Raw genomic sequence first — 22,323 nt, forward strand, 5'->3', positions numbered from 1 at the left:
TGCTGTTGACACCAGGCTGCTGTCCGGCTGAAACATATACCGGACAGCGTTATATTTTTTAAAATGCAAAAAAATAGTTTTTTAAATGGTTAAATTCAGGATAAGCCATTATTAATTTTCAAAATGGCCGCTCTAAAGATTCAATTGCCATTCTCATCGCCTGATGTTCTTCTCCCGTTAGCGCATTGTACCGCTTTGCCAGTTTTTTTATTTCCTCCACCAGAGAATGACGATCGGTTTCCTCTCCCCTGGCAGCTTTCTGTATGGCTACCTGCCCGATTATCTGGCAGGCATCATCAAAACTTTGTTCAAGCTGTTTGCTCAAAGCAGACACGTTCACCTCATTCAGTAAATTCTGGCGCCACATCTGGATGATGCTTCATTACCTTATGAATTCCAAGAAAAAAATTCAGACAAAAAGTATTATTTTGAAAGGCGAGTTAATAAAAAACCTAATGAAGAGAGCACAATTGCACGGGATAATCGTTCCATCCGGTAGACACCTGATTCAGGTGTACGGAGGCAAACCGATTTGCCGATATTCTGGCATTGATCAATAACTTTCGGGAAGGTATATATAAACCCTGTTGCCAATGAAGGAGCTGTGACCCCGGGTCAGATTTGGGGTGATCGTTATTCTGGAACATGACCGGGGATGATGAATGATAAAGGATACTAAAGCAGAGGAGTTGGAGTCAAAAGGGTTATACAGGCGAGCGGCCCAATGCTGGGGGGAGGTGGTAAAAAAGTGCCAAACCGATACAGAACGCGAAGTCGCTATTAATAAGCTAAATTAATGCCTCAGAAAGGCGAGACACTCTGCTACTTCAATCATAGCTGAACCACAATATAAGTTGCGTCAGGCAGTCTGTAAGATGGAAAGTGAAATGGGCATTGTAGTTGACCGTAAAGGGAGGCGACTGAGAACAACAGTTAAGAAAAACAAATAATACAACGCGCAAATCAGGGTGATGATATAGTATATCTTTCTGGCCCTGTACGCCTTTCATTTTTCTCTGGATTAAAAAGTTACGGTACCGAATTTATTTGCTTCTGTTGCTCATTGATGTAGAAACCCATACCTCGTCCAGTTACATTTATCTTTTTCTGACCTCTGTAGACAAATCCTGTACTGAGGGGGCAGGAAGTTGTCAGGGAGATATAGTCATAAACTCTGATAATACAAGCATGTCACACTGTTGTCATATTCACCCTATAAAAGGTAGGTGGTAATTCATTTATCCGGGGAATGTTATGACCGTACAAATAGCCACATCAGTTTCGCAAGCTAAAGAACTGATAATAAAAAACAAAGGCAGAAAAATCGAGCTCGCATTTGATATAAATACGGATGATTTTTTTATGCTGGCATCGATGTGTTGCGAAAAAGGAGGAAAGGTCATTAAAAAGGATCCCTTCTTCAGAATAGTATTCGGCAAAGGTGATAGCCAGGAGTAAATGCTTCACACTAATAATTTCCCACAGAATTGATGATTTCTGCTGATTTAACGTGATGCAGAGAATAAAATTAATTATTAGACTTTAAAAATTCTGATGATTTTCATTCTGTACTCCAGTCATTAATTTCGCGCATCAGCCCACAAGCTCCAATTTGCATGTGGGCTTTTACGTTTCATCGATTGCCAAGACCTGACCGTTCTGAAGTTTTTACTAAACTCTCACATCCTACTTGCTGTACATAGGATTGAGCGTGGCGGGTCGACGCAGTTTACTCACGCACTATGGGGAAGGTCATCCCTTAAGTCAGATGACTCGTTATCGGAACGAGGTTGCTACAGTCAGGGCATAGTAGAAGTGAGCTTTTGGGCGTTTAGTGGTGCCATTGTAAGGAATACCACTCTCTTCAACGATGCTGCAGCCCACTTGCTCCATGCAGTGAAAAGAAGTGTCCGTCAATATGGCTGCGAAAAAAGGCATCCGGGTCACTTGGGGCGCAGAATCCCTGGTAAAGACGCGCCGGTACCGCTAACCAGCGCCTACACGTGCCGTTACGATACTCCAGTTCGAGTATGCCTGAGGTTGGATCGAAGCCTGCGCTGAGAAAAATCCCGGAAGTGATACCATGTCTGTTCACACTTGGATGCCCTGTTGTAACTGATCGGGTGTGTCACCGCGTAACATCCGCACGAATATAATTTATCAATACTTTACCATATTACCTGACGGTCATATAGCAGGTGATCACCCAGCATGGCAACTTCGGAAAAGAGTTCCCCACATCCATTTCATGGCTACGATATGCCTGATGTGCTGAAGACAGTGCAATCACGTTTTGAGGATATTTCAACACTGGGAAAGAACTATAATGGCATGATTTACAGATGAAAGTGCAGATACTGGAGGGCATGCCCGGATTAAAAAGCCCCCCGAACTGCTACATGCTTATTAACTGCAACACAATGTACTTATATGTCGGTATTATACAGAAAGCCAGGGTTATCACCGACTACAGGTCCTGGCCAGAGGCACTATAACCCATTTTGGTTTAAGCATGAAAACTCATCTTTTTTACCATAGTCGTCCTGATTCCCTCGACAAAACTGTACAAGAAGGGATGAATCATTTACCAATCATTTGAATTAGTAAAAAAACGGGGCCATTCAAGCCCCTAAAAAAACACAGGGAAAGATCTGTTCACTTATATATGGCCATTAACACTGACCATACTGACGTTATCGGCTGGCTAGTCAAAAAAATTACAATTCGGCTAAAATTTTTAGCTGATTTATACAGAGTGTTGATGTCCCGGGAGCACTAAAAGACGCCCGGAATGATCGAGTATTCCGTTCAATCCTTGCTGAGATTAAATAGGTATTTGAAGGAACATATTGACAGTTGACAGTGACGGTCTGGATTCCTTCTCATCTCTTTTATCTAATTCAACAACAATAGCGAAAGTGTCTTAACTGTTGATATTGAATAAGAAAAAATAAAGTTTTTCATTAAGTAAAAAATCTGGCATTATCCACTACTTGGCAAGTTTTTTCTGCTCTTCCTGTAATTGAAAGCGCATTTAACTACTATTCCTTCTGCCCTGCCAGGGGCCATGAAGCCGATCAACCCTCACTCTTTCGTTATACTCATCCAGTAATTTACGTCCGTACTCTGTGATACGGTAACCCTGTTTCTGCGAGGGATTTGGGCAGTCGAAGCATAGCTCAGCCAGGTTCTGCGCAAGTAATTTCTCCATGGCCAAAGGGCTTAAACCTACAGGGATGGACTCTCTTTCCACCAGTTTAGATAATAATCGGTAATGTTTTGGGGGTAATTTCATCCGAATCCTCCAGGCTATAGTTTTCTGACCTACCGAATAATAACTGCCAAGAATCAATCTCGCTATTATATAGTTTATCAATAAGTTAGGTGATTTAAACAAATGAATACGAACAACTTCCCCTCCATATTGTATCCATCGATTCATATTCTGGTAGACCTATAACTGCTACTCCCGATTACAGGAGCTATGTTAACTAACGGTGACAACGCACCTCATGAGCGGGACCTGGCAGTAGCAAAAATTCAGGATAAGCGCATCTTGTTAACTGATATAAACCAATGTTGTACTTATCAATTACTGCAACTATTTATTTTATGTAATGAGTTAGTCATTGCCCGGGAAAATATAATTGCTATTTCTTTTCAGGTTTGCATAATCATACATATGACTGTTGCCGGTAACTCATAATGTCATTCATACTATGATAATGTTATGTTCTAAGATGAGAACTATAAATTCATCAGAGGAATGCGAAAGTTGTGTTCGTAAGTGATGGGCACACCATTTCTCATAGCCACTTATGAAGTATATATATATTCTCATTTTCCAGGAAAAATATGCCGCTGTTGTTGGAGCCCGGTTATTCACTGCCCTCTGAACGGCCATATGCAATTTTTTCTGAGAAGTATTTATAGCAATCGCACCGCTCTTCAGGAGGAACGTTGCACCAGTACGGATTCCGATTTATGTTTTCCGTTTTAAAGTAATCTACCTTTCCAGAGGCTTTTATGATTATTATTAATCAGAAACTTATGCTTACCTATGAATACGAACCTATTGTGAATTTCAGACAGGATATCGTCTCATACGAACTCATAATCCGGCCTCTTGCATCTCCTGATTATGACGAGTTTATCCCCGACAACCTTTTTTCAGGGGTGTCCCAGGAAAAAAAGATTGAAGTTTTCAACGATCAGTTGCTTGAAGTGAAGAGATATCAGGCCGGATATCTTATTCAGAATATTAAAATCATCATAAAAATTGATGATGATCTTCTAAATTTCCTGGCAGAAAATCATGATGTTCTCCGGGAAGTGTCTGAACTTTCTATAATTTCATTTCAGTTTCATGAAGTCAGGAGAAAAAAGCAATATCCCCAAAGACTTCAGTATATTCCAGCAGTACGGAATTGAACTTTGGATGGGCGACCTCAACGTATCAAAATTAAAATCTGCCGAAAGCGAACTCACATACTTCACAGGAATTAAAATAGATAAACATTCCTTCCATAACATTCTTAACAGAAAAAATAAAGAAAAATATTTTTTCCAGTTGGTTCAGGATATAAAAAGACTCGGAAAAAGAACCATCGTAGATGGAGTAAACAACGGTAATGATTTTAACTTTCTTCTTAACAAAAACGTTGATGGTCTCCAGGGGGAAGTCTGGACAGCCAGAAAATCAATTTTGCCGTAATTACCTTATTTAAGCAAAAATCCTCGCAGTGGCTCTTCAGAATGCTGCTGTCGGTACTTGAGGTAATGGGCGAAGATTTCTGCCTCTAACTTACGGCATGATACGCGTCAAAGTAAGCGCGGTAAGCGTGTCATGCCGTTTATCTTCAGACGATTGTCTGATGATACATGTCCATAAAAGCGGGATTTAATATGCTCCCGGCTGGGTCCGTAAACAGACTGAAATATCAGCACAATGCACCAGCCAGGACAAAATGCAATTGCGGCTGATATGCCTCTTCGATCGGGGCTCCCATATGAGCTAACCCAGGAAATATTTAAGCCTAAGGTCAAAGTGAATTCGGTAAGGTTCGCAGAATTGGTCATTATAGAAAAACAGAGTGTTACCGATAACATCATGGAGGGTTGTGACTCGTGCGGCCTCTTTCTTTCAATCACCGCTAATAGCAGTTCAGTTCAACTCCTTCAGCCCGATAAACTGATAAGGATCCGAAATGAAGATAAAAGATATGCGGGTAGGTACCCGCCTGAGTACGGGGTTTTTCCTGATTCTGTTTCACATGTTTCTGATGGGGGAGCGCGTTACTGTTCACCCGCACAAACGTGCAGCAGGTCGATACCATGATCAATCAGGATCTTCTGAAGGAGCGTCTGGTTGAGGAATGGCTCTCCCTTGTTGATCGCAATAATGGCAACACCATGACTGCGATGGCGACGCAAAGCCCGGTGCTGCGTGATAAACTCCTGAATGAGATAATACGAGATTCAGCAATGACGGCTGACGTACAGTCCCGGCTGGCCCCGCTACTTAATCTGGAAACGGGTAAGCAGCGCTTTACCAGAATCCTCGAGGTGCGTAAAAAATATCTCTCGGTCCGGAGCGAAGGACTCTCCCTGACATCGCAAGCGGAACACAGGGATACGGATAACTTCCTTTCCGGAAAGTTTCTTCCGGTTACTGAGGCATACCATCAGGACCTTGAGTCATTGTTGGCATTCCAGAAGCAGCTCATTGATGACACGCATACCCGAATCCGCACATCCTCACGTGTTACTGAGCTGCTGATGGTGCTGTTTGTCGTTCTGGGTGTGTCTCTGGGCGCTGTAACTGCCTGGTATATTACCCGCATATTACCCGACCGCTGAAAGAGGCGGTGACGGTAGCCGCCAGGGGTGCTCAGGGCGACCTGACCATAACGGTGCCTGTGTCATCCCAGGATGATGTTGGTCAGCTGATGCTTTCGCTGAAAGAGATGGTTACGGCACTGGATAGCACCGTCAGACACGTCAGGAAAAGTGCTGAAAGTATTGCGCTCGCGACTGATGAAATTGACGTGGGTAATCAGGACCTGGCCGCCCGAACGGAAGAACAGGCTGCAGGTGTTGAGGAGACGGCTGCCACGCTTGAGCAACTGACGTCTACCGTCACCAACACTGCCCAGCATGCACAGGAAGCCAACGTACTTTTCAGCGGAACCGGAAGGATAGTCAGTGCAAACAGTGAGCGTAAGCATGAGGTCTCTGCTGCTAGGGACCCCATTCATGCTGGCGCGGATAAAATGACGGAAATCATTACCGTGATAGAGGGCATTTCCTTCCAGACCAATATCCTCGCGTTAAATGTGGCCGTTGAAGCCGCCAGGGCGGGTGAGCTGGGGAGAGGGTTTGCTGTAGTGGCAGGAGAAGTCAGGACTCTGGCACAGCGCAGTTCTGCCTCAGCAAAAGACATCCGCGATATGATAACCGACGCGGTGAGTAAAATAACCGGTGGCCGCGAGATGGTGTCTCAGGCAGACAATGGGATGCATGAGATCGTGGAAAACGTATCACGCCTGCAGCAGTTGGTTGATGAAATTGCCCGAGCCAGTAATGAGCAAAGTAACGGTATCAGCCAGATTAACCTTGCTATGGGACAGATAGACACAACCACCCAGCAGAACTCTTCCTTGGTAGAGGAATCCTCAGCTGCGAGTGCCGCCCTGAAAGAGCAGGCCTCCCAGCTTCTTGACAGTAATACGGGTATTCGTTCTGCAGGACAGAAATGAAAATAGTGGGACTGAAAGAGGACGTAATTCTGCAAAGATCCCTGCAGACAACCGGGTCCCTCTTAATCCAGTTCGGACACCTGAACGTGTTACAGCATAAGTCAGGGTAAGTCTAATCCTCAGCAGGAGTAGCACCACCTGAGGGGTGGCGTTACTCCTGTCCGCTATATCAGGAACTATGTATAATTCCCGCATCTGTAGTCATGGCTGTATATAATAAATGTCAACCGGACATACCCGCCGATTCCTGGCTGGCCGCTTTTTCAATCAGACGCATCAGAAGCGACACCCTGCGGTCCGTCTGTTCACGCGTGTCAGGCGGCAGATGATAATTCAGGGTATAAAGTTTCCCTTTCTCATTGAAGAAATCGACACCGACGACCGGTAAAATGCCCCCAGGGATCTGTGTATAACTGACCGACAGGCGTGAATTGTCCAGCTTCATCCTGACCGCCATCACGCTTTCATCAGCGATGACAGGATACTTACGGCGATCTGCCGGTACAGTAATACTGTACATGACGGGCCTCCAGATATTCAGCGTTAGTTAAACCTGAGGCGGAGGAAGCCGGATAACTACCTCCTCCGCAGCGTTTTGAAAATGCTTAATCAGACCTGATGCTCTATAACATCAGCTGTGCGATGTTCAATCGGTATGCGTCGCGGCTTTTCGCTTTCCGGAATGATCAGATACTGTCAGCTATAGTGCCATTCGCTCAGCTATCAAGGGATGTAAGCACATTTTTTCAGACTTCACTTTCTAATCACCTGTATTACCGTGGCCTAGTCGGATAGTGGCACATACAGATAATGGCAAAAGGAAGCTGATCACTGCTCTAATCCGATACGACACTAAAGGTTTTAAAAAAACCGCCATTATAAATAGCGGCGCACCTTAATTAAATGAAAAGTGTCGTCAGGCATTTTCTGATAAGGTAAAAGTGTTTTCAGACAGCCTTAACATTGTGAATTATGGAAAAGAATTAATTACATAATCCAGCAGGTGTCGCTTCAGAGATTATACATCCGAACTATGCTGATGAAAACACCCATGAAAACCAAAAGCTTGTTATTTTGTAAATATAGGGGTGGTATTTTATTTACCCCCTGGGGGTTTCAATGTAATTATCTGTGTTAATGACATGGCTGGTCCCGTAATGGATGTTGATGGCTATGAATATCCAGTTTTCCAGAAGAATATATTGAATCATGTACATATGTGTTTGTCATGACCATACTGTGACGGAGCCTCTGTCACAGTACTGTGTGTCAATATTCAGATTCAGGGTTCCACCTGTGTGAAGCTCTGTATCTGAAAGCACTGTATCCCGTACTGGCAGGATGATTCACAACCGGAGGCAGACAGCACTGACAGCGGTATAGCTCCGTCACGTGCTGAGAAGCATCAGGCCTTATTATGGGGTGCCGGAGAAGGGCGACCAAAAAGAAATCCCTGAAAATAATCACAGTGCATTGCATTAAGTAATCTGAACTGTTCTTCGGTTTCCACCCCCTCTGCAACAACTTTTATCGATAATACCGATGCTAGTCCGGTAATGAGTTCAATAATCTTAAGTGAGGATTCATTATTTATCATCGCACTTACAAAGGTTCTGCCTATTTTAAGGAAATTAACAGGCAGACGGTGCAGGATATTTAGCGATGAATATCCTGTACTGAAATCGTCAAGAGAAAAGCTCACACCATCACTCTGCAGTTTCTCCATTTTAACAACAGACTCCGCCACATTATTCTGCAGCATGCTTTCTGTCAGCTCCAGTCGCAGTAACCGGGGAGAGGCGCTGGACTCTTTTATTACGCGACGGACCATTTCCACAAAGTCATGCGACTGCAGTCGTCTCTCACTCACATTGACCGACATAGTGATTTCCGGCTGGCGGCTGTGTTTCTCAAGATATGCCAGCCTGGCGCAGGCTTCCTGCAGTACCCAGCGGCCCGTTTCAGTAATAAGACCTGACCTCTCAAGTTCGGGAATAAACTCATCTGGTGGTATTGTACCAAATCCAGGACGGTGCCAGCGAAGCAGCGCTTCATAACCAATGATGCGTTGTGAGCAATCAACGATAGGCTGATAATAAAGTTCAAACTGTTGCTGGATCAGCGCATCCCTTAGGTCCGCTGTTTTTTGTGCCCGATAATTCAGTTCGATCTGAAATTCAGGCTGAAAAATACACACCTGATTGCGCCCCCGGTTTTTTGCTTTATAGAGGGCTATATCGGCCTGTTTTAACACATCGGACGGTGTGACGTTCCCGGTCATGAATGCCACAACCCCAATGCTGGCCGTGCAGCGCAGAGACAGACCATCGGTATTTAAATCAAACTAAGTTTTTCCCTGATTTTATTGGAAATTTTATGCTGCTCATGACCGCAGTGCTATGATCATGGCCATTCGTCCGGACCAGAACGACAAACTCATCCCCGCCCAGGCGGCCAGCAAGGATATTACCTCCGGAAAATAGCTTCAGACGCTCTGCTACCTGACAGAGCAGTTCATCTCCCTGATTGTGTCCTGAGGTATCATTGACCTCTTTAAAGTGATCTAGGTCGATTATCATTAATGCATAAAAGGCCTTTTCGTCATGTGTCTGAGAGGTTATATCCTCCAGAGTTTGCATAATAAATCGACGGTTGGGAAGGCTGGTCAGCGCATCATAAAAGGCAATGGTGTAAATCTTATTATCAGCATTTTTCCTTGAGGTTATATCGGTTCGAATGGCTATATACCCTGATGGACGATGATTCGCGCCAGGAAGAGGCACGATCGTTGTATAAACCCAGTACAGAGACCCTGTTTTTCTCTTGTTACAAAATTCACCTTTCCAGACCTGACCTTTCTTTATCGTTTTCCACATTTCTTTGAAGAAATCACGCCCGTGAAATCCCGAGTTAATAAGGCGATGTGTGTTCCCCAGCAACTCATCACGGGTATATTGTGATATTTCACAAAACTTATCATTGACGTTTATGATAATCCCGCGTGCCTCAGTGATGACGACGATAGCATGCTGATTCAGCTCGGAGTTAAGCTGGGATAAATACGTAATATGCTGATTGAGTTTATTAAACTGTGTTATATCGGCCGTGATGTCCATGATGAGCATCATCCACAGGCATTTCAGTTGTTTACTACGAACGGGTAATATCAGAACGGATTCCGGGAAAACTGCGCCGTTACCATCGGTGAATCGGATTTCACAAACGACCCCCTTTATTATCGACTGCTTTCATTTCAGATGAGAGCATTGCCCGGCTGTCAGGTGTAACGATATTCATGATACTGACACTGTCTGATTCATATCCGTTCCACTGCAGCGAGGACAGGAACGTAGCGCTTATACTGTTAACAGTTAAGTGTGAGTTAAGTATTAACCAGCGTGATGCAACTTCATCAGGCGAGAACTTCCTGGTACCTCTCTGTACCAACGAGTCGGAATTATGCCTGGAAAAAGCCCCCTGTGTATTTATTTTGCCCGAAAAGCATAATGCAGGCCCAACTTAAAAATGTAGTAAAATTAATGTATTCGGGATATTGCTTAACTCCAAACAATTGCTATACCTTTCACCATTAATGCCAGATAAATATCTGTCATTAATGATCAATGATTAATCATTAAACACTCATCCTCAGAAGCCTTCCGGATACGTGAGATAGATACATGTTCATTATTGCGCAGCCAGCCAATCATTTCCCTGCTGAAGATGTGCCACGGATAAAAATCATTCCAATACAATAAATAAAACCGCAGCAACTGCTCATGTGGCGTACGACGATGAGCGATGGCAGCAAATTATGCCATATTTTCAGCTAATTTAACGCTCAAACCTTGTGATCTTAATTTTTTTGCGATTCCCTGCCTATATAGATCCCTTCCCTACAGTTTTTGCTTCAGCCGCCGATGATTTATTTCGTAATTATACATATTGAACAACGCTTCAGGCATGCTGAAAAATGCGGGCGTTCATTGGAATCTCATTGGGGTGGAAGGTATATCATGTTCAAAACATTACGCGGGCGTTTAATCGCCGTTAGCGTTGTCATAACGGCACTGTCACTTATCGCACTTGCCGCTTTTACCTATACGACGGTACGGGGGCAGACGCTCCGGAGTATTGATGAACGGATTGGCCAGCTCTCCCGGGTACATGCGGCAGAACTGTCTGGCTGGGCAGCGGAAAAACAACGTATCACCGGTTCGATTAAGACGGCCTTCGGTCGTCATGAAGACGCCGTTCCCTTTCTTAATGCAGCGATCGAAGCCGGCGCGTTTGATGATGCGTACATCGTCTATCGTGAACCCCATTCACATGTGTTTGTCCACCCTATGCCGGCTACATACGATGGCAGCCAGCGCCCCTGGTATCTGGCGACAGTTAAAGCCGGTCATCCGCTGCTACTTGACCCGTACGTTGATGCCTCGACGGGCAAGCTGACAATCACCTTTGCTCAGCCTGTTATCAAAAACGGGGAAACGCTCGGGGTGGTAGGGAGCGATATGCACCTTGATACCGTTTCAGATACGGTTGGTGCAATTCATCCGCTCGCAAAAAGCTTTGCATTCTTAGTGGACAGCAGCGGCAGACTGATTGCTGCTCCACAATCAGAAGTTATCCTCAAATCGTTATCCGAATTGTCTCCTTCACTGAACCTCAATATTGTCCATAAATTAGCGGGCAATGGCGGACATGCCGAACTTGCCATTAATGGCGAACAGCAGTTTATTTACGCTTCACCGGTAAAAGGGACAACCTGGTCGCTGGTTATTGCGGTTGACCGCAATGAAGTTACTGCATCACTTTCTGCATTACAGCGGACCACCCTCCTTATTACGCTGGTGAGCTTGGTTATCACTGCGCTTATTGTCGGGCTGGTTGTCAACCGGCAGCTGCGCCGGTTAGGTACGTTACGTGACGCGCTGGAAGACGTGGCCTCCGGTGAAGGTGATCTGACCCGCCGCCTAGATGTACGGGGAGGAGATGAACTGGCCCAAATCTCAGCAGCGTTTAACCGCTTTGTCGGTAAACTCTCCGGGGTGCTCCTCCGCGTGCGTGAAGGGGCAAACAACATCTCGCTCGCATCAACTGAAATAAGCAGTGGCAACAATGATCTGGCTTCACGTACTGAAGAACAGGCGGCCGGCGTGGTGGAAACAGCAGCAACGCTCGAAGAGCTGACCTCAACCTTCAGCAATACTGCCAGTAATACAGAACAGGCGCGCCAGTTTATCAGCGGTGTGGCAGCAGCGGTCAGAGATAATGGTACCGTAATGAATGATGTTTCTTCACGGATACAGGAAATCTCGAATGATTCAATGAAGATGTCTGAAATTATTAAGGTTATTGACAGCATAGCCTTCCAGACCAATATTCTGGCGCTCAATGCCGCTGTGGAAGCTGCGCGAGCAGGAGAATCAGGCAGGGGATTCGCGGTTGTGGCCAGCGAAGTCCGGAACCTGGCACAACGCAGCGCCGGTGCAGCGCGGGAAATTAAAACGCTTATCGATGACACTGTCGCGCGGGTGGCATCTGGCAGAGAACTGGTCGTGAAAGCCGATCGTGGAATGGCTGATATTGTGTCTGATATTCAAAGTATGACGCAACTTATTGATGAAATTGCACAGGCCAGCCGTGAGCAAAGTGATAGTATTGGTCAGATCAATATTGCGATGGGGCAAATTGACACCACGACGCAGCAGAACGCAGCTCTGGTTGAAGAATCGGCGAGTGCGGCACAGTCCATGTCAGAGCAGGCGGTATTAATGGCAGAGCTGGTGAGTTCCTTCAAACTGATGGATAACGCTGCTGCCATGGTGGTTCATCCTGAGATGAAAGAAAAAAATCAGGTTCTGTCCCTGTCAACATCGCAGCCAGAGCTGGCAATAACGGGAACCTCAATCGGGGATAACTGGCGTTCATTCTGATTCCATTTTTTTCATAATCAATTCAATGACTGGACCTGACATGAGGTATGTAAACCCCATCAGATGATTAGGATATTCAAAGGGCAGTGACCTGCCCTTTTATCTTAAATGAATTTCATATACCGCCATTACTCCCATCTTTTCCTGCCTACCTGATGCAGTCAAGAGGACTGCGGGACGTATGAATAGGTTATTCTGATATGTCACCAAAATCAGCAACTTTGGCAGGTGGTTCGGATTTTAAAACTAGTGATATTTAAAGCAGGATAACGGTAAAATTTAAAATTCCGTGAGCAATATCGAAAAAACTGAAAGTTAACTATAGCATTAATATGAAAAAATCATTTTTTTGCAATTCATCTGTGATTGCATACCTACAAAAATGGTTATAATATTGTTATAAGGTGATGGTGTTCCACCTTTCCCAACCGCCGGCAAAACAGTACCGGATGATGACGCCTGACAGAGTTTTTATTGCTTTTAAACAAGGCATTCATGTCAGGTATCATTATGAAAATTATATCCCTCAGTAGCAATCAACTCTCCAATGTGTTAACTCTGACAATCGCGTATTTTATCTTGGTTGAAAAAAACACGAACTCTCATGCATTGCATCCACACATGCCTTATTTATAGCACAAACTCCATCTGTAACAACCAGTTATAACGAGACAATACCTTTCTTCAAATTATCTTACGTAAAGAGGTGATTTATGCAAATCTATAAACATGCATTGATACTGGTACATGACGAAACTGATGGTCAGCTGTTATTAGAGCACGCAGAGAGAATGGCCGTTCAGATGAAAACACAAATCACGGTTGGTCATATAAGTGAAGATTACCGTGAGCTTAACTATATCTGGGATGCCCCGGCTCAGGACCTGCAATCACGAACGATTATAAAGGATAAAGCAATGTTAAGCAAACTGGTTGAAACTTCACAGGTAAATGTGCACGTCAGTTCTATCGTCAGTATTCACCGATTTAAAGATGTTTCTTCATTAGTAGAAAACGAGCAAATCGACCTTGTTATGTTAGGTCATAAGAATCGACTTTTTGGCGTGTACAGGTCATTTTCCTTCGAGTTTATTAATCACCTTGCTGTGGATGTCTTAATAAAACATATCCCACCCTCATGAGAGGTCTGGAAATTGATTGTAAGCAAGCACGCTGGGATCGATAAACATGAAAAAAAGAACAATCAAATACGAGGGTTTTCTAATGAGGACAAAACCAATAATATTCTCAACAGTTGTCGGAATAATTATAACCTATATAATAATTTTTATGTTCGGAACCTTTCTCGGCCGCCCGCTATCAGATGATGTTACTATAATCATAGCACTTATTACAGGCTCATTATGCCAGTTGTTTACGTACCACTTGTGGAAATAAATTAATCATGTAAGGTGGATCACCCCGCCTTACTGATAAGATGTTCTTCAAAAAAAATCTCATTAAAAAGATCTTCGCCATAGCTCGTATCCTGGGGCTCTCCAGGAAATATCTTATAAGTTCTTCCCCCATTCTGTTCTCTCTGAGCTGACAGAAATACAGTGTCATTATGATTCTCGCTAAAATATTCACATGCGAATTCAGAGGTGTGTGTTACAAAAAGCACTTTTACATTTGATTCTGTCAGAGCAGTAACGATGTTACGGATGATTTCGGCCCCTTCACGGCTGTTGGTTGCTGAAAATGATTCGTTAAAAAGCACTAAATCATCATATCTTAATTTATCAATAATATTGCTCATCCTTTTTAATTCCTCGTCCAGTTTTCCACTCGTTATAGTACTGTCCTCTTCACACTTATAGTGAGTAAAAATCCTCCGACTGACATCTGACGAAAAATATCCGGCCGTTACGAACATCCCTATTTGCATCATTAACTGAGCTAACCCAACACTCCTGAGAAAAGTTGATTTCCCACCCTGGTTTGCTCCAGTAATAATCAATGTACTTTTATTGTCTGTTTTCAGATTATTACTGACTATATTTTCATCGGACAGCAGAGTAAGGCACGTATCATACAAAGAATCGAATACAAGATGGCGCTCTCCTTTTTGTATGGGCACTGGTAGAGATATATGAATATTCCTTGAAAAAAGTTTTTTTGACAGATTAAGGCATGCAATATAAAAGCCTATTTCCGCCCTTAAGGAATTAAAGAAACTGAGCAGATGTGCTGTCGCCTGTGCCATCGCGTTCGCAATTAATATAATACCCTGGTCCTGAAGATCGCTCAGTGCCCTGGCCCCATTATCATCCCGGGGGGCGATGGTTACAGTATAAAAATCTCTTTCATGATTAAAGATACGATGTAACCACTGCCATCGTTCTGGATGAATGACTTTTCTGAGTATGTATTTTCTTGCTTTGTTTCCTGCACCCAGCTCTGCACTTATGGAAACACCTCTCTTAAACGTCATCTCCTTCAGCTTTTTTTCAATTTCAGACAGATAATCTTCATTCAGTTCTGAAATCAGAAGTTTCATGAGTCGTCTGAAGCCAGACGAATGAAATTTATCAATGTTCACCTCAGCCGTAGCTCTTAACTTCCGCAAATGCTCAAGAAGAAAACGAGTATAAGTCAGTGACTGATGTAATACGGCCGAAGGATAATGCCCAAAAAGGCCATAATGAAGCTTTTCCTTTTCCATCATTATGCAATTAACAACCGTTTCATACATGTTTTCGACTGTTTCCTGGTTTTCAATAACATCTTTTAAAACAGCCTGTCGGTACTCAATTTCCTGTACTTCAGTCATAGGAGATGAAAAGGCTTTTTTTACTACTGCTTCTAAAAAATCATCCCCGTCAGACATCGCATCAAATAGAACCTGAAGTTCAAGGTCCTTCATCAACAGTGTGTAACCTTCATAAAACTCGTTGTCGATGATAAACTCAGCATCAGGGTACATCAGATAAGTTTTCATATACGAATCCTCATTTTTATTTCCCGGTAAGTCAGGCAGTACTTTTTAACAAGAGAGGAGGAGTAGGCCAGTCCATCAGACGGCTTTCGTATTATTTTATACGTTCTGCCACCGTTTTTTTCTTCATCGACTGCACTCATCAGACTTACAATTGACCTGCTTAATGTGGTCAGCTCATCAATGAATGTTACACACACACCTATTGCACCTAGGGAAATAACCTTCTGCATTATTTTTGTGCCCAGGTAAGTGGCATCCTTCGAAGTGGTCGATGTGAATATCTCATTCATTATTATAAGGCTGTCTGAACTGGCAGAATTCAGTATCGCTTTTATCCTTACAAGATCGTCATAAAGCTTCCCTCTTAAATTCCGGATGTTTTCGCTTTGTTCAAAGTGAGTGTATATGCAATCAACCAGATAAAACTGGGACTGTTCTGCGGGCACATAAAGCCCTAAAATTGCAAGGTAATGCATCTGTCCAATCATGCGGGCAAACGTCGTTTTGCCACCTTGGTTGGGGCCAGATATTAAGAAAATCCTTTCATTTCCATCCAGTTCAAAATCATTTCTGATAATGGTGTCTATGCTATCTTTCATCGAATCAGCCAATGCCAGATCATATGAGCCGACTGAGTATATTTTTTTACTCTCACGCTGTACCATGGGAAGACAGAATGGCAGTCCTTTTTTTTTATATTTGCTCATATACTCAATAAAAGAAAGATAGAACTGTATATCCTTTTCAAATTTTTCTATTTTTATATTAAAGTAACCCTTGGTTTCAGTCAGAAAAAATTCCATCCTGTTAAATTTATCCGGGAACAGCATTGCCACTCTGTCCAGTATCTGCCCTTCGACATGATTCATTCCTGAGTTACTGCTCTTAAGCTCCAGATCAGTCTGTACATCGTGCTGCCTGAACTTCGAGAAGACTGAAATAACTTCATCACTGAAGTTTATCTGATTGTGATATCTCTCAACATAAACGGTATCTCCGGTTATTCGGATGAGATATTTAATGCTATCTAACTGCGCGCATATGGCTCTGGATTCTTCTTCGAGATGGCAGAATTCTTCACTTGCACCATAACTCAACAGGAACTGTAAGAAAAGCTGCAAGCCGTGTGAGTGCAGCGGTAATCCTTTCAGGTGTTGCGTCAGATTTTTAACTGCCTCACAATACAGCGTGACACAGTGTAAATCCCAGCGAAGTTGCTGCCACTTGTAATACCTGTATTCTTTTTTCTCCTTTATCAACTGTATTTCCCTTACATCTTTTGAGAATCTCAATAGTGCATTACAGACATCCTTTTTCTCCATGTCACAAAAAACCGCTTGTCGGTATTTTATGGTTTTTATATCCTTGAGGGGGGTGTGGTAGATTTCTCTTAAATTGTATCCCTCCCTGCCATCAGTAACAGCATCTATTATTTTATCCAGATTCAGATCAACGAAACAATTCGGCATGATTTTTTTGTCAAATATATATGCCTTTCTGTTTTCGTCTGGGTATAAGATATTATCATATTCCATAACTACCTCGTTCATTAATATCATTATCAATGAATGATCTCATGCATATTATTGCCGTATCACTGTCACCGGGCACCTTGCATGATCAATAACCTGTCTTGCCACCGAACCCAGGAGCCAGCGCTCAAACAGTGAGTAACCGCGGTGTCCCAGCACAATATGATCTATTTGATTGCCGTCAGCATATCGCAACAGCTGCTCTGCCGGATGTCCGGTCACGACTCGGAATTTCGTATCACTACCCAGCTCTGAGTGGTGATTCTTCAGGTGTTTGAGCATCGAATTGAAATGGGCCTGCGTTTTTTTTACCACATCCTGTAACTCAACTTCGCCACCAAACTCTGGTGGCTGACAGACAGCAATAACATGAATGTGACTGCCGAATTTTTTCGCCAGTTCACATGAGTAATCCAGTGCCGCACGTGCAGAGTCAGAACCGTCATAAGCAATAAGAATTTCTTTCATCATCATCAGGCTCTCCTTCAAATCTGATGTTTCCCGGATATTGATCGTCGGGCTGTGTTGTCTTCTCTCACGGCTTTACTGCTTTCCTCATCATCAGGTAGTAAATGTCTGGGTAGGAAAAATGCATTCGCGATTAGTGTAGGAATAACTGCACTACCTATTACAGCTGCTACGAGAGCGGAATATTGTGATTCATTGATAAGTTTGTGTGACAAACCGAATAACGCTGATATCGTCCCAAATGTCAGACCTGTAGACATCAAAAGAGTGGTGTACATTCCCTCCTGAGCACTGGAACCATAGGCGCGACTCAGAGGATATACACCTGCCATTTTGGCGCACATTTTTACTGCCAATAATGTTAAAAATGCTCCTGGTGCTGCCACCAAAGCGGGCAGGGAGACCAGTGAACCAGCCCTTATAAAATAGAATGGCGTTAACAATCCAAATGTGAGCGTTCTGAGGCGACGAATCAGCGCATGGTCTTTTCCGACAGTGCCGGCAAGCACCATGCCTATCAGATATGCAGGCAGTACAGCTTCGCTGTCAGCCCAGGTGGCGAGCCCCCCTAATCCAAACAAGCATAACATCAGAAATTTTGCTTCAAGCTCTGAAGGTCGTTCCCCGAAACGTCGAAAGAACCGCGGAGTCAGCCAGGGAAGAATAAAGGCTGCTGCAACTATTGCACCGGTAAATGCCACCGTTTTCATAGTAAAGGGGGCGAAAATTATACCCAGTGCAATAACTGTGGCCAGATCGTTGACAAAACATGCAGCCAGAACGGTTTTTCCGTATTCAGAATTATTAAATCCTAATTCAAGCATTACTGCATAAACTACGGCTACTGAAGTCGTTGACATTGCAATTCCTGCCAGCCAGCTTGCCGGTTGCGTCCATCCAAACCCCCAATACGCCACTGCTGCACAAAGCAGGAAAGGTACAAAGAAGCCAATTAATCCGATGAATAATGCCTGCTTCCACTGCTTTCTGAATACCCCGGGGTCAAGTTCCGCTCCGGCCAGAAAAGTCAGGAGTATCGCTCCTGCTCCAGAAAGAAACTGGATCCAGCTGGAATTGCCGGCGAGCACTGTCGCGCCAAGCAATGCCCCAATAAAGAGTTGCGCGATAGTACCCACAACAATCTCAGACAATGCCGTGGCTATACGCAGATAAATTGACAGAAGCGTCGCGACTAAGGCAAGCCCCAGCCACAGGGCTGCCTGAAACCATATTTCAGTCATAAGCTTCACCATATAAATCTGAACGAATGTCACAGGAAGCAGAGTGACGGAATCGCTCTGATGAATGCTGACTCAGGGAAAGTACGAATCTGTTTGACTGGTTCATGATGTCTCCCACACACAGACTTTCTGACAAGTCAGAAAGCATCATATCGTGTAGGCATCATCAGCCATTGCGGGCGGTTAAGGGAGGAATGCCATCTCCTTATTACAACTTAGCAGATACTCGCGGGATCTGTTGAAAATAATCTTTGACATGCACTTAATTAATCAAAAAAGCAAAGGAAAATTATCTTATCGCAATGAAAGTATTCATATTTTTAGGTTTAAAAAATTATTCTTTGAAAAAATTTTCTGAATTATGAACATAATAATTATTGTTATCTGAACTTACTGAGTCATGCTGGCATAATTTTCCTGCCGTGGGCACACAATCAGGTCTTTCTGAAGGGCGCGACAGAATTTGTTATCACTGGCACCGTTACACTACGGATGCTCATAAACTTCATTGGAATTACTCTGGCACAACAAGTATTGTTCGGGCTCTTATGTACCTCCAATCCTTCACTCCCGTTTTCTGGCACGGGTAAAAAATTGCCACAAAACGATTACCAGTTTGTAAAAAGTATCAGAAACTGAATTCAGGGTGATGGCATTCCACCTTATCCAACCGCTCCTCCCTGGGAGCTGATGACGCCTGGTATGTCTCATTTTATCCATTTGAGGCATGTCAGGCTCATACCGTTTGTTCAGTGGCCTGCATGCTTTATCAGCAGGGTATGTCATAAAAGGTTTTCCGTTATGGCGGCAGCGGAACTGCCAGAGAATCAGACGTTAATCAGGCCTGCCTGCGCACGGCGGTGAAGAGACCTTTTCTGAAGGCTGTGAATTCAGATCGGGATGATGGTATCAAACAGCCAGACAGCGGCGACAGACAGGATAACCGCCATGACTGTCTCGCCAACAAGGATGAATTTCTCCTGCCGCAGTCCTTCCCCGGTATACAGGTGCAGTCGGTATCCCTCCCGGTTAAGCCGTTTTACCCTCAGCCAGTTAAGGAATCGCATCACCAGTCGGGACCAGAGGATGACCAGCAGAATCAGCAGAAGGCAGACCAGCGCCCGCTGTTCAAAACTTAACTGAGAAGTCTGCAACCCTGTCTCCATCGCCATCCCCGCATCATTAGCCCGTCGTCTGCACATACACTACACCGCCTCCGGTTTACAGAGGTACCATCATGACACAGGTTCAGTCTGCACGTTTCCCCTCACCTTCGGGGGCGGACTGCATGCCGTGGCGGCGCATAACCTCACCAATGTCTTTGTCCGTCAGCGATGCCAGCACGATGGCCGACCGGATCCACAAACACCCGGAGGAACGAACTGTATTCCCCGCTGGAAATCATCACTGAACTGAAACCCGTATCACGTGCGGGCTGGAAACCGCGGATAACCAGCGTCTCCATTTCGCTGAACTGATCCGGGTTGGCATTGAGGTAGGTTTTGAACGCTTTTGCATCCTGCAGCAGCGTCACTTTGGCATCCGGCGATTTCATGTACAGCACCACGCCGCCGGCCTGCGCCGCCCGGGCGGCCTGATTTTACCCCGTTAACCTGACAGAAAGGATAAGAGCATGACTGAGCACACCCCGGATACCCTGTCCGATCAGCTGGCCCCGCTATCCTTATGCCTCCGCGTTAATGAAGCAGCTGAGTGGCACCATCCTGGCACTGAACCGCATACGGGCCATTTACCTGCGCCCGCGCGAAAAACGCGCGCCGCTGCCGGAGTGGGAAAGCGCACAGCTCAGCACGGCGGGTGAGGTGTGCCCCTTGCCGCTGCCGGGCGAGCTGGCAACAATCCTGTTTCCGGAGGCGGTTTTCCGCCGGGCTGAGCGCGCGAAGCACGTTGCAGATAAGACGGTTCACCACGCCGCGCGACGTGAACGGCAGGCAGCAGACTACCGGGAACGCCAGCTGGAGAACAGCATCCGGCAGTCTGAAACAGAACTGGCATTCCGCACGCCGGAGACGCTGCGCGGCTGGTTTGCCGCCTGGTGTGACAGTGTACCGGAAAACGACCTGAAGAATATGATCGCCGTGTGGGCGAGGCGCTTTCCGTCGCTGAGCGGACTGGAAACCCTGAACCGTATGCCGGAGACGTTGCCTGCGAAGTGGCGGGAGAAATTCACCTGCGATCGCTGCACATGGACAGCGCGCAGAAGGGCATGAATCGCTGGCTGGTGCCAAACAAGCTGACGACCCGGGCCCCGTCTGTCCGGGACAGCAAAAAATAATGAAACCCACCGTTTCTCGATGAGAAACGCATGATATACTGTTTCTTAACAGGAAACGCGGAGCCGCAAAGTGATTAAAAGCTGGAAGCACAAAGGATTACAGAAGCTGTTTGAAAAAGGAGATATCAGCGGCGTACAGGCGCAGGATGCAGAACGCATCCGCCTTCGCCTGCTGGTCATCGATGAGGCGCTCTCCACGGACGAATTCAGAAACTATCCGGGCTTTCGTTTTCACCCCCTTAAGGGTGACAGGAAAAACCTGTTTTCTATCACTGTCAGAGCTAACTGGCGCATCACCTTCGAATTCACGGACGGCGATGCCTATATTCTTAACCTGGAGGACTACCACTGATGGCCATGTTCAATCCCCCGCATCCGGGCGGCCTGATCACCGAGTACATTGAAGATAACAATATCGGTCTGCGCGTACTGGCGAAAGAGCTGGGCGTGTCTGCTTCGGCGCTGAGCAAGGCCGCCAGCGGTAAGGCGTCGGTCAGCCCGGAAATGGCGGTACGACTGGAGGCGGGGCTGGGGATTGCTGCGCGCCTGTGGTTATCCATGCAGGCCGCCTGCGACCTGCATAAGGCACGAGAAACGACGGACGTTTCGGGTGTTCACCTGCATCCGGGTGTGAGTGACGATTCTGCGGCTCAAAGCGCGGTAAAGTAACGCTCCGGTACAACCCTGCCCACACCGCGCTGACTGGCGCGGTTTTTCTTTGCCCCCCTGCATACCCCGGTAAAAGCAACACGGCCGCCCTGCGGGCTGGGAAAAGCCGGTCCTGGCGCAGCGGTCATCCCCGCCAGACTGCGTATGTCCTTCATACGTTTCCCTGAATCTGCATCGGTAGCTTTCAGATCAATGGTTTCTTCCCGCCGTCGATAAAATCGTATTAACAGCAACAGCATGGGACCCCTTCGGCTCCCCAGCAGGCCGGATTGTCGAGCCCTATGTCGCTAACCGGCAAGCCGGTAAGCGCCACCGAACCCTGCGGGTTTCGGCCGCAGGCGGTTTCGGTCTGATGTCCGGGGTCAACGACTGCTGCCGGCTGCGCCGTCGCTTTCACCGTCCCGGCAAACCCCGCCGGGACTTTAAAGCCAGCCCGCGGGGCGGTCTGAAACCTCCCTTCTGACGCTTCTCTGCCT

Annotated in this window: 22 protein-coding genes, 1 pseudogene and 3 riboswitches; of the genes and pseudogenes, 11 read left to right on the forward strand and 12 right to left on the reverse strand. The window is 45.4% G+C overall.

Annotated features, from left to right (window positions below):
* Positions 1–118: 118 nt before the first annotated feature.
* On the reverse strand, positions 119–334 hold the full coding sequence (locus tag RCF31_RS24195; RefSeq protein ID WP_416413860.1) for a DUF2767 family protein: 216 nt from the start codon (positions 332–334) through the stop codon (positions 119–121).
* 328 nt (positions 335–662) lie between these two features.
* Between RCF31_RS24195 and RCF31_RS24200 the strand changes: the two genes are divergently transcribed.
* Both RCF31_RS24200 and RCF31_RS24205 read left to right on the forward strand, forming a co-directional pair.
* A complete protein-coding gene (locus tag RCF31_RS24200; RefSeq protein WP_416413861.1) occupies positions 663–797 on the forward strand; it encodes a PerC family transcriptional regulator in 135 nt (44 codons plus the stop codon).
* A 457-nt stretch (positions 798–1,254) separates the two neighbouring features.
* The gene (locus RCF31_RS24205; RefSeq protein ID WP_416413862.1) at positions 1,255–1,458 is read left to right on the forward strand and encodes a hypothetical protein; all 204 of its coding nucleotides are present in this window, start codon (positions 1,255–1,257) and stop codon (positions 1,456–1,458) included.
* Between the two features lie 406 nt (positions 1,459–1,864).
* Here the strand turns inward: RCF31_RS24205 and RCF31_RS24210 are convergent, their stop codons facing one another.
* Positions 1,865–2,095, reverse strand: coding sequence for a KTSC domain-containing protein (locus RCF31_RS24210; protein WP_416413863.1), 231 nt, complete (start codon positions 2,093–2,095; stop codon positions 1,865–1,867).
* A gap of 1,931 nt (positions 2,096–4,026) precedes the next feature.
* Between RCF31_RS24210 and RCF31_RS24215 the strand changes: the two genes are divergently transcribed.
* The 4 genes from RCF31_RS24215 (at position 4,027) to RCF31_RS24230 (ending at position 6,758) form a co-directional block, all read left to right on the forward strand.
* A complete protein-coding gene (locus RCF31_RS24215; RefSeq protein ID WP_416413864.1) occupies positions 4,027–4,431 on the forward strand; it encodes a hypothetical protein in 405 nt (134 codons plus the stop codon).
* Between the two features lie 7 nt (positions 4,432–4,438).
* A complete protein-coding gene (locus RCF31_RS24220) occupies positions 4,439–4,714 on the forward strand; it encodes an EAL domain-containing protein (protein ID WP_416413865.1) in 276 nt (91 codons plus the stop codon).
* 620 nt (positions 4,715–5,334) lie between these two features.
* On the forward strand, positions 5,335–5,859 hold the full coding sequence (locus RCF31_RS24225; RefSeq protein ID WP_416413866.1) for an MCP four helix bundle domain-containing protein: 525 nt from the start codon (positions 5,335–5,337) through the stop codon (positions 5,857–5,859).
* Positions 5,860–5,867: 8 nt separating this feature from the next.
* Entirely contained in the window at positions 5,868–6,758 is an 891-nt protein-coding gene (locus RCF31_RS24230; RefSeq protein ID WP_416413868.1) for a methyl-accepting chemotaxis protein, read from the forward strand.
* 223 nt (positions 6,759–6,981) lie between these two features.
* Here the strand turns inward: RCF31_RS24230 and RCF31_RS24235 are convergent, their stop codons facing one another.
* The 3 genes from RCF31_RS24235 to RCF31_RS24245 all read right to left on the reverse strand — a co-directional run bounded on the left by RCF31_RS24235 (position 6,982) and on the right by RCF31_RS24245 (position 9,874).
* Positions 6,982–7,278, reverse strand: a complete 297-nt coding sequence (locus tag RCF31_RS24235; protein ID WP_416413869.1) for a hypothetical protein — start codon at positions 7,276–7,278, stop codon at positions 6,982–6,984.
* Between the two features lie 885 nt (positions 7,279–8,163).
* Positions 8,164–9,039, reverse strand: coding sequence for a putative bifunctional diguanylate cyclase/phosphodiesterase (locus RCF31_RS24240; protein ID WP_416414167.1), 876 nt, complete (start codon positions 9,037–9,039; stop codon positions 8,164–8,166).
* 58 nt (positions 9,040–9,097) lie between these two features.
* Positions 9,098–9,874 carry a diguanylate cyclase domain-containing protein gene (locus tag RCF31_RS24245; RefSeq protein ID WP_416413871.1) on the reverse strand — a complete coding sequence of 259 codons (777 nt, stop codon included), beginning with the start codon at positions 9,872–9,874 and terminating at the stop codon, positions 9,098–9,100.
* A 900-nt stretch (positions 9,875–10,774) separates the two neighbouring features.
* Between RCF31_RS24245 and RCF31_RS24250 the strand changes: the two genes are divergently transcribed.
* On the forward strand, positions 10,775–12,700 hold the full coding sequence (locus RCF31_RS24250; protein ID WP_416413872.1) for a methyl-accepting chemotaxis protein: 1,926 nt from the start codon (positions 10,775–10,777) through the stop codon (positions 12,698–12,700).
* A gap of 394 nt (positions 12,701–13,094) precedes the next feature.
* Positions 13,095–13,169, forward strand: a riboswitch (Fluoride riboswitch).
* Positions 13,170–13,413: 244 nt separating this feature from the next.
* Positions 13,414–13,842 carry a universal stress protein gene (locus RCF31_RS24255; protein ID WP_416413873.1) on the forward strand — a complete coding sequence of 143 codons (429 nt, stop codon included), beginning with the start codon at positions 13,414–13,416 and terminating at the stop codon, positions 13,840–13,842.
* Between the two features lie 275 nt (positions 13,843–14,117).
* Here RCF31_RS24255 and RCF31_RS24260 read toward each other — a convergent pair whose 3' ends face one another.
* The 6 genes and pseudogenes from RCF31_RS24260 to RCF31_RS24285 all read right to left on the reverse strand — a co-directional run.
* Positions 14,118–15,641, reverse strand: coding sequence for a MutS-related protein (locus RCF31_RS24260; RefSeq protein WP_416413874.1), 1,524 nt, complete (start codon positions 15,639–15,641; stop codon positions 14,118–14,120).
* Positions 15,638–17,176, reverse strand: a complete 1,539-nt coding sequence (locus tag RCF31_RS24265; protein ID WP_416413875.1) for a MutS-related protein — start codon at positions 17,174–17,176, stop codon at positions 15,638–15,640. Before RCF31_RS24265 ends, RCF31_RS24260 begins: the two co-directional genes overlap by 4 nt.
* 48 nt (positions 17,177–17,224) lie before the next feature.
* Positions 17,225–17,647, reverse strand: coding sequence for a universal stress protein (locus RCF31_RS24270; protein WP_416413876.1), 423 nt, complete (start codon positions 17,645–17,647; stop codon positions 17,225–17,227).
* A gap of 11 nt (positions 17,648–17,658) precedes the next feature.
* A complete protein-coding gene (locus RCF31_RS24275) occupies positions 17,659–18,882 on the reverse strand; it encodes a cation:proton antiporter (RefSeq protein ID WP_416413877.1) in 1,224 nt (407 codons plus the stop codon).
* 150 nt (positions 18,883–19,032) lie between these two features.
* A riboswitch (Fluoride riboswitch) is annotated at positions 19,033–19,096 on the reverse strand.
* Positions 19,097–19,518: 422 nt separating this feature from the next.
* Positions 19,519–19,589, forward strand: a riboswitch (Fluoride riboswitch).
* Between the two features lie 183 nt (positions 19,590–19,772).
* Positions 19,773–20,084 carry a hypothetical protein gene (locus tag RCF31_RS24280; RefSeq protein ID WP_416413878.1) on the reverse strand — a complete coding sequence of 104 codons (312 nt, stop codon included), beginning with the start codon at positions 20,082–20,084 and terminating at the stop codon, positions 19,773–19,775.
* Between the two features lie 149 nt (positions 20,085–20,233).
* A pseudogene (locus RCF31_RS24285) lies at positions 20,234–20,419 on the reverse strand (hypothetical protein); the annotation flags it as partial.
* A 163-nt stretch (positions 20,420–20,582) separates the two neighbouring features.
* Between RCF31_RS24285 and RCF31_RS24290 the strand changes: the two are divergent.
* The 3 genes from RCF31_RS24290 to RCF31_RS24300 all read left to right on the forward strand — a co-directional run bounded on the left by RCF31_RS24290 (position 20,583) and on the right by RCF31_RS24300 (position 21,847).
* Positions 20,583–21,113, forward strand: coding sequence for a plasmid SOS inhibition protein A (locus tag RCF31_RS24290; protein ID WP_416413879.1), 531 nt, complete (start codon positions 20,583–20,585; stop codon positions 21,111–21,113).
* 135 nt (positions 21,114–21,248) lie between these two features.
* Positions 21,249–21,530 (forward strand): type II toxin-antitoxin system RelE/ParE family toxin, encoded by a 282-nt coding sequence (locus RCF31_RS24295; RefSeq protein ID WP_012439768.1) that lies wholly within the window; start codon positions 21,249–21,251, stop codon positions 21,528–21,530.
* The gene (locus tag RCF31_RS24300; RefSeq protein ID WP_416413881.1) at positions 21,530–21,847 is read left to right on the forward strand and encodes a HigA family addiction module antitoxin; all 318 of its coding nucleotides are present in this window, start codon (positions 21,530–21,532) and stop codon (positions 21,845–21,847) included. Before RCF31_RS24295 ends, RCF31_RS24300 begins: the two co-directional genes overlap by 1 nt.
* Here RCF31_RS24300 and RCF31_RS24305 read toward each other — a convergent pair.
* On the reverse strand, positions 21,829–22,002 hold the full coding sequence (locus RCF31_RS24305; RefSeq protein ID WP_416413882.1) for a hypothetical protein: 174 nt from the start codon (positions 22,000–22,002) through the stop codon (positions 21,829–21,831). The genes RCF31_RS24300 and RCF31_RS24305 overlap by 19 nt on opposite strands.
* Positions 22,003–22,323: the final 321 nt, after the last annotated feature.

It is taken from the genome of Pantoea sp. App145, assembly GCF_047947045.1.
Classification (GTDB): domain Bacteria; phylum Pseudomonadota; class Gammaproteobacteria; order Enterobacterales; family Enterobacteriaceae; genus Pantoea.